This window comes from Ramlibacter sp. AN1015, from assembly GCF_037726105.1.
GTDB lineage: Bacteria > Pseudomonadota > Gammaproteobacteria > Burkholderiales > Burkholderiaceae_C > Ramlibacter.
This window is the reverse complement of record NZ_JBBJUM010000019.1, coordinates 64,122-71,467: the sequence shown is the minus strand read 5'-3', so window position 1 is coordinate 71,467 and position 7,346 is coordinate 64,122. Positions and strand designations below refer to the sequence as shown.

At 68.4% G+C, this 7,346-nt stretch carries 9 protein-coding genes; 6 read left to right on the top strand and 3 right to left on the bottom strand.

Annotated features, from left to right (window positions below; translation table 11 throughout):
- The first annotated feature begins 234 nt into the window (after positions 1 to 234).
- Positions 235 to 1,113 (top strand): glutathione-dependent disulfide-bond oxidoreductase, encoded by an 879-nt coding sequence (gene yghU, locus WG922_RS21115; RefSeq protein WP_340285006.1) that lies wholly within the window; start codon positions 235 to 237, stop codon positions 1,111 to 1,113.
- A gap of 26 nt (positions 1,114 to 1,139) precedes the next feature.
- Here yghU and WG922_RS21110 read toward each other — a convergent pair whose 3' ends face one another.
- From WG922_RS21110 to WG922_RS21100, 3 genes are all read right to left on the bottom strand, one after another.
- Positions 1,140 to 1,712 (bottom strand): CHRD domain-containing protein, encoded by a 573-nt coding sequence (locus tag WG922_RS21110; RefSeq protein ID WP_340285004.1) that lies wholly within the window; start codon positions 1,710 to 1,712, stop codon positions 1,140 to 1,142.
- Between the two features lie 169 nt (positions 1,713 to 1,881).
- The gene (locus WG922_RS21105; protein ID WP_340285002.1) at positions 1,882 to 2,541 is read right to left on the bottom strand and encodes a ChrR family anti-sigma-E factor; all 660 of its coding nucleotides are present in this window, start codon (positions 2,539 to 2,541) and stop codon (positions 1,882 to 1,884) included.
- Entirely contained in the window at positions 2,538 to 3,119 is a 582-nt protein-coding gene (locus tag WG922_RS21100) for a sigma-70 family RNA polymerase sigma factor (RefSeq protein WP_340285001.1), read from the bottom strand. The genes WG922_RS21105 and WG922_RS21100 overlap by 4 nt, the downstream gene beginning before the upstream one ends.
- 328 nt (positions 3,120 to 3,447) lie before the next feature.
- Here WG922_RS21100 and WG922_RS21095 point away from each other — a divergent pair, with 328 nt between their 5' ends.
- The 5 genes from WG922_RS21095 to WG922_RS21075 all read left to right on the top strand — a co-directional run bounded on the left by WG922_RS21095 (position 3,448) and on the right by WG922_RS21075 (position 7,342).
- Complete coding sequence (locus WG922_RS21095) at positions 3,448 to 4,959, top strand: DUF4331 domain-containing protein (RefSeq protein ID WP_340284999.1); 1,512 nt, start codon at positions 3,448 to 3,450, stop codon at positions 4,957 to 4,959.
- Positions 4,960 to 4,974: 15 nt separating this feature from the next.
- On the top strand, positions 4,975 to 5,241 hold the full coding sequence (locus WG922_RS21090; RefSeq protein ID WP_340284998.1) for a hypothetical protein: 267 nt from the start codon (positions 4,975 to 4,977) through the stop codon (positions 5,239 to 5,241).
- 115 nt (positions 5,242 to 5,356) lie between these two features.
- Complete coding sequence (locus tag WG922_RS21085; RefSeq protein WP_340284997.1) at positions 5,357 to 5,989, top strand: HupE/UreJ family protein; 633 nt, start codon at positions 5,357 to 5,359, stop codon at positions 5,987 to 5,989.
- Positions 5,986 to 6,837 (top strand): DUF4198 domain-containing protein, encoded by an 852-nt coding sequence (locus tag WG922_RS21080; protein ID WP_340284996.1) that lies wholly within the window; start codon positions 5,986 to 5,988, stop codon positions 6,835 to 6,837. The genes WG922_RS21085 and WG922_RS21080 overlap by 4 nt, the downstream gene beginning before the upstream one ends.
- Positions 6,827 to 7,342 (top strand): hypothetical protein, encoded by a 516-nt coding sequence (locus WG922_RS21075; protein WP_340284995.1) that lies wholly within the window; start codon positions 6,827 to 6,829, stop codon positions 7,340 to 7,342. Before WG922_RS21080 ends, WG922_RS21075 begins: the two co-directional genes overlap by 11 nt.
- Positions 7,343 to 7,346 lie beyond the last annotated feature (4 nt).

Sequence of the window (7,346 nt, the reverse complement as noted above, 5' to 3'; positions counted from 1 at the left end):
GCTGTTGGCCCACACGCGCCCAAACATCGCAATGCGTTCGAGCAGCAACTTGCGGCCCTCGAAGGTTGTTCTGGCAGGGTGCGCTACCGGATGCGCTACCTGGTGCGCTACCTGGTGCGCTGCCTGATCGTGCGACGCGTGCGACCACCGGGTCGATCGCTGCTGCGCCATCGCGGACCACGCGCCCCGGGCGCTTCCTATACTGGCCCGATCCCACGTCCACCACCTCACAACATGAGCAATGCGACCGACTACACCCCACCTGCCGTCTGGACCTGGAACAAGGCCAGCGGCGGAAAGTTCGCCCACATCAACCGGCCTGTCGCGGGAGCGACCCACGAGCAGGCTCTGCCGGTGGGCCGCCATCCGCTGCAGCTGTATTCGCTGGGCACGCCGAACGGAATCAAGGTCACCATCCTGCTCGAAGAGCTCCTGGCGCTCGGCCATGCGGGCGCGGAGTACGACGCCTGGCTGATCCGCATCAACGACGGCGCACAGTTCGGCAGCGGCTTCGTCGGCGTGAACCCGAACTCCAAGATCCCGGCGCTGCTGGACCGCAGCACGCCCGAGCCGGTGCGTGTCTTCGAGTCGGGCGCCATCCTGCAGTACCTGGCGGAAAAGTTCGGCGCCTTGCTGCCGCAGGGCGGTGCCGCACGGGCCGAGTGCCTGTCGTGGCTGTTCTGGCAGATGGGCACGGCGCCGCTGCTGGGCGGCGGCTTCGGGCACTTCTACACCTATGCGCCCACGAAGATCGAGTACGCCATCGACCGGTATGCGATGGAAGCCAAGCGCCAGCTCGACGTGCTCGACCGCCGGCTCGCCGAGAGTCCGTACGTCGCCGGCGACGCCTACACGGTGGCGGATGTCGCCATATGGCCGTGGCACGGCGTACTGGCGCTGGGCGAGCTGTACGGCGCCGGCGAATTCCTGCAGGTGCAGGCATATACCCACGTGCAGCGCTGGGCGCGCGACATCGCCCAGCGGCCCGCGGTGCGCCGCGGCCGCATGGTCAACCGCACCTGGGGCGACCCCGCGAGCCAGCTGCACGAGCGGCACGACGCCCGCGACTTCGACGCCGCCACGCAGGACAAGCAGGCCGCGCGCGACGCGTAGCGACCGCTTGTCCTGAATCGCTATCGCTATCGCTTCGCTTTGGACGCCGCGCCGTGCTCGTGCTCCGTCTCGCCGAGCTGGCCGCGGATCGCCCCGGCCGGGTATTGGCTGTTATGCACGTTGATGTAGAAATCGGCCGGGTTGCTCAGGATGCGTTGGACGATGCCGGCCTCGCTGGTCGGAAACTTCGGGCCGGACGGGTCCATCTCGCCTTCCGTGAGGCAATCGGCCGACTGTCCATCCTGTGGCCACGCAAGGTTCGCAACGACCGGGCCGTTCGAGCCACGGGGCCCCTCATGAATGTGTGCCGCACGACCGCCGCCGGGCGCCGCCTCGGTTTCGGCCAGCTTCCTGACATCGACGATGAGGTAGCACAGGGTGCGTGGATCGCCATCGACGCCGAACACATACGCATTGCCGCGCGCGTTCGGATCGCCGGCGATTCCGCGGCTGTTCGGCGCGGCGGCGACTTCTTCGCGGCCGTCGAGTTCGGCACTCAGCACGGCGTTCGCATGGCCGGCGAGCGCAGGTGCGGTCCATGCGGTGAGTGAGAGCAAGCCCGCTGCCAGCAGCGAGGTGCGCAGTTTCGGATCGTTCATGCGGTGGGTCCTTTAGAAGCGTGTTTCGAAAGCAGCGCCACAGCACGTCGCCGAGCGCTCTTTCTATACGCAGCGCGCTGCGCCCTGGATGCCGAGTGTCCCGGTAACAGTGTTTGTCCCGCGTAACGCAGGCGCGTGCGGCACCACGCATACAGCCGCCTGCGTGGCTTCAGACCCCGACCCAATGGGCGATGGCTGCGGCGATGCCGCTGTCGAAGCGCAAGCGCCCATCGACCCAGGTGAGGCAAGCGCACGCGCTGCCTGGCTGGACCACCGGCTCGTGGTGCACGTCCGCGCCAGCCATGTCGAAGTCGCCCGGGCCGAACGTGCCGCGGTCGTCGGCAAAGGTGCCACCCAACACCTGGGTCAGCTCCAGCTGCTCATGCCTGTGGCGAGGAAGGGTGCGACCGGGTTCGATGCTGAGCAGGAACAACGAGGCCCCATACGACTGGGGAAGCTGCACCCGCGCAAAACGCCTGCCAGGACCGATCCTGCGCCACGGCGTGACCTCACGGCCCGACAGGCAAGCAGGCCAGGCCACGCCTGCGGGCAGCCACGCCGCAGGCGGAGCCTCTGCAGGCGCCGACGCGCGGATTCCGCGCGGCAACGCGGTGATTTGCTGCAGGGTTTTCGACAAGGCATCGGCGGCCATGGGGTGCGGCGCCGAATGCTCCAGCATGGCGCCGCCAAGCGCCGCGAACGTCTGCATGCGGCTGGCGCACTCGGCACAGCGCTCGGCGTGCGCGGCGACAACCAGATCCTGGCCCGCCATCAGTCGGCCGGCAGCCAGTGCCAGCAGCAAGTCTTCGGGGGGGTGGTGAACGATCATGAGGCGAGTTGGTCGAGTTTGCGCCTCAGCTGTGCCACGGCCATGCGAATGCGGGATTTGACGGTCCCCAGCGGGAGATCCAGTTCACGCGCGATCGCCGCGTGGGGGCGCTCCTCGAAAAAGGACAGCTGCAGGACCAGCGCATGTTCGGGCGGCAGTTCCGCCAAGGCACGGCGCACGCAGCGTTCGCGTTGCGCGGTCTGGACGAGTTCTTCGGGGCCTGCGCACAGGTCGGCAGTCTGCCGCTCGCCATCCCACACGTCGATGTCATGGTCCAGTCGGCCGGCGCTGCCATGCGAATTCGCCCGGCGGTGATGGTCCAGGCGCAGGTTGCGAGTGATGGTGAAGAGCCAGGTGGATAACGCGGCGCGCTGCGGATCGAACGTGTCAGCGCGGCGCCACAGAATCACCATGGCCTCCTGGGCGAGGTCTTCGGCAACCTGCGCCGGCATGCCCGAGCGCACGAGATAGCCTTTGATACGCGGCGCGAAATGGCCGAACAAGGCGGCGAACGCCTCGCGGTCGTCGTTCGTCGCGACCGCGCGGATCCAGGCATTGAACTCGTCATTCGTCGGCATAGGCATACGGCTGCGCGCAGCGCCGGCCCCGGCTAGGACGTAGCTGGCACGCTCTGCGCGACAGACAGCCGGGCGGCACGCCGGCGCGTCTCTCGTTTCAACGGCAACGTTCATGGCCTATGTACGTTGCGCCGGCGCGATTGGATCATGCGCCCCCGTGGCTACCCCATGCACGCACCCCATTTGCCGCACGACGCGGCGCAGTCCTACACACCATGCCGTCGGCGGCTGCGTACCACGTACTCCATGCGCCGATGCCTGGCAGATCGCGTGGACGGTCTCCCCCTCTTCACCAGCTTTCACCAAGCAGCCGCCCATAGGAGAACCCATGAAACTACCCTTGCCTCCAGCAGCCGGAATCGTTTTCGCGCTATGCGCCGCGACGGCCAGCGCCTCGAGTCATCGCGAGGCGCCGGCGCTCACCGGCATGCCCAAACTAGACGCCACCGACCTGTACATGTTCCGCAGCTATGAAACCGGGCGCCAGGGCTATGTGACGATCCTGGCGAACTACATGCCTTTCCAGAACCCGCAGGGCGGGCCCAACTACTACATGTTCGACCCGGACGCGCTCTACGAGATCCACATCGACAACGACGGCGACGCGCAGGAAGACCTCTCGTTCCAGTTTCGTTTCCAGAACACGTCCAAGGGCACACCGCTCACCGTCGGCGGCAAGCCGGTGAAGATTCCGCTGATCATCAACGGGCCGGTCTCGGGCGTGAACCCCGACAGCCTGCTGGTGCGCGAAACCTATTCCGTCGATGTAGTGCGTGGAGACCGCCGAGGGGGCACCCGCTCCAGCGTGGCCAATGCCAGCGGCGGCGACAGCTTCGACAAGCCGGTGGACAACATCGGCGAGAAAACGTTTGGCGGCGCAGCTGGCTATGCGAACTACGCGGCACAGCACGTGTACACGGTGAACGTGCCGGGCTGCGCCACACCGGGCAAGGTGTTCGTGGGGCAGCGCAAGGAGCCGTTCTACATTGCCGTGGGCAAGAGCTTCGATCTGTTCAACTTGAATCCGCTAGGCGCCGAGAGCGGTGGCAACAACAACGACCTCGAAGCCAAGAACGTCAGCACCATCGCGATGGAGCTTCCGATCGCCTGCCTGTCCAACGGCAGCGATCCCGTTATCGGCGCGTTCACGACCGCCAGCGTGCGCCAGGCAAGGCTGGTGGACGGCAGCCCCGCAAGCGGTATCTACCGCGCCGCCAAGTCGGGCGGCGCATGGGCGCAGGTTTCGCGCCTCGGCATGCCCCTCGTGAACGAGCTGGTGATCGGGCTGGACGACAAGGACCGCTTCAATGCGTCCAAGCCTCGCGACGACGTGAGGTTCCTGGATTACGTGACCAACCCCACGCTGCCAGCGCTGATCCAGACGCTCTTCCCGAGCGCCGTGGCCCCCACCAAGTTTCCCCGCACCGACCTGGTCGCCGCATTCCTCACCGGCATCACGGGGCTGAACCGCCCGCAGAACGTGGTGCCCAGCGAGATGCTGCGGCTGAACACGTCCATCGCTGCAACGGCCGCCGCCGCGCAGAACCCGTTGGGTGTGGCCGGCGGCGACAACGCCGGATTCCCCAACGGCCGTCGCCCGGCCGATGACACGGTCGATCTGTCGTTGCGCGTCGCGATGGGCGCGCTGTGCGTGCTGACCGGAGCCAACGATGCGCTGCAGGTGGGCTGCGCGCCCTCCGACGCACCTGCCGGCGGACTGGCCCTGACCGACGGGGTGCGCAAGACGGCGGCGAATTACGCGTCAACCTTTCCCTATCTCACCACGCCGATTCCGGGCAATTTCAATCCTCCGGCCCCTGCCGGCACCACCTACCCCTGAGCAGGAGGCACGACCATGAACTTCAGGAGCGCATCTGTCCTGGCCGCAAGCTGCGTGCTGGTGGCCGCCTGCGGCGGCGGCGGCGGCGACGACGGGGCCATCGCCCCTGGTGACAACGTCGGCACGGGGGGCGACGTCCCTTCGTCCGCGGTGAGCAGCGTCAGCGGCCTGGTCGCCTACGTAAAGCAGTTGATCGCGAGCAGCAGCGAGTCTGCCGAGCCGGTCGTCCTGCGCAACGTCACCCTGCCGGTGGACGATACGGCGGAACCGGCCGCCCTCTGACGCCGGAGCCGGACTCCGGCGTCGCGCTTGCAATGGCCATCCGGCCAAGGCGGCCGCAAACCTCGCGGCCGCCCTCAACTTCTCGAGGGATGACGATGACGAAGAAGGCAGTGGCATGAGATCCGCAGCGCCCCCTTGGTCGGTGCGCCCGGCGCGTGGTCTTCCGGGGCGTGCCGCGGCCTGCGCAGTCGTGCTGGGTCTGGCGTGCAGCGGCGCACTCGCCCACACGGAGCCGGCGGCGACGGCGGGGATCCTGTCCGGCCTGCTCCATCCGGTGCAAGGCCCTGACCATCTGCTGGCCATGGTGGCGGTGGGCATTTGGGGCGCGTTCCTCGGCGCGCCGCTCCTGTGGATGCTGCCGATCGTTTTCCCTCTGCTGATGGTCGCTGGCGGCATCCTCGGGATCGCCGGCGTGCCGATGCCCTCGGTCGAAGCCGGTATCGCCGCTTCGGTGGTGCTGCTCGGATCGGCCATCCTGGCAGGCTGGCGGGCGCCTCTTGCCGCGGCGCTCGGCCTGGTGGCAGCCTTCGGGGTCCTGCATGGGTACGCGCATGGCACGGAGCTGCCGGATGCAACGTCTCCAGCAGCCTACTGCGCCGGCTTCATCGTGGCCACCGGGCTGCTGCATCTCGCGGGCATCGCCCTGGGACGGCTCGGCCGGCTACCCCTCGGACGGGGCGTGCTCAGGGCGGCAGGTGGGGCCATGGCAGTGGCCGGCGCGTCGATGCTCATGGGTGTCCTGGCGTGAGCGGAAACCGCTGCCATGCCGACGCCGGACACGTGCTCCGCGTTCTCCTCGACCGCTGGCGCGGCACGTTGCTCGGCACCTGCCTCCTTGGGTTCCTGGTCCCCGCGCAGGCGCACGACACCTGGCTGACGCGCGCTGGCACCGGGGAGGATGGCAGGCTGCTCCAGCTCGAGCTTGGAACCGGACCTCGATTCCCGCTTCGGGAATCCGGACCGCGGCTGCCGAGCGTCGCGCAAGCGGCATGCCGCACTCCCGGCAAACAGGCTGTGCTCGTGCCGCGGCAGGAGCATGCGACGCATCTCGAGATGCGTGCGCGCACCGACGCTTCCGCGGGTGCGGCGTGCTGGGTCGAGCTCAAGGCGCAGGACGTGGAACTCACACCGGAGCTGGTCGATACCTACTTCTCCGAGATCCGCGCGTCGCCCGAAGCCATCGATCGCTGGAAACGGCAGCAGGCAGCAGGCGGCGGCTGGCGCGAGAGCTACCGAAAGTTCATCAGGATCGAAATGCCTCCAGCGAATGCCGAGCGGGTACCGCTTGACCTGCGTGAGCCGCAGGGCATGGCGATGGAGATCGTTCCGATCGGCAGCCAAGCGATCCGGACCGCGCAGCCGTACTCCTATCAGCTGTGGTGGGACGGCGCCCCGCTGGCGAACCAGTGGGTGGAGTTCGTGAGCGAGCGCCACACGCTGGGCGTGTGGCAGCGCAGCGATGCACGGGGGCAGGTGCGCCTGGCGCTGCCATTCGGCGGCCGGTGGCTGCTGAGGGCCACCCGACTGGAGCCGCCGGGTGAGCCCCGACAAGGCTGGCGCAGCCGGTTCGCCACGCTTGTGGTGCATGTCCGCTGATCTCGCGGCATCCGCTGCCGACGGCGCGCTATACCTCCTGCGCCAGCCAATGGCCCTTGCGGTCCTGACGTCCGTGCTTCTGGTGGCGAGGGATGTGCCGAGGCGGGACGCGGCGCCGGCGCTGGCCTGGTTCGCGTCAGCCGCCACCTGTTCGCTTGCGCTGGAGCCGGAAGCCTGGCACCCGGCCTTCGTGGCTGCCTGGCTGGCTGCGCTTGGCGGCATCTGTGCTGCAGACCTTCGGCCGCGTCTGTGGGGACGGCAAGCTGCGTGCGGCATCAGCGGCTTGGCGCTCGGCTTGAGCGGCGGGCTGCCGACTGCCAGCGGCGGCGAGGCGATCGGCACGATCCTGCTGGCCTGCCTGCTCCTGGTCGTGGCGCATACCGGCTGGCAGCTCGCGAGCGCACGAGGGCCGGGCACGCCCGCATGGCAGGTGGCGCCACGCGTCCTCGCCGCCTGGTTGGCCGCCATGGGTTTGCTAATGCTGGCGCTCGCGCTGCGCGGTTAGGCCC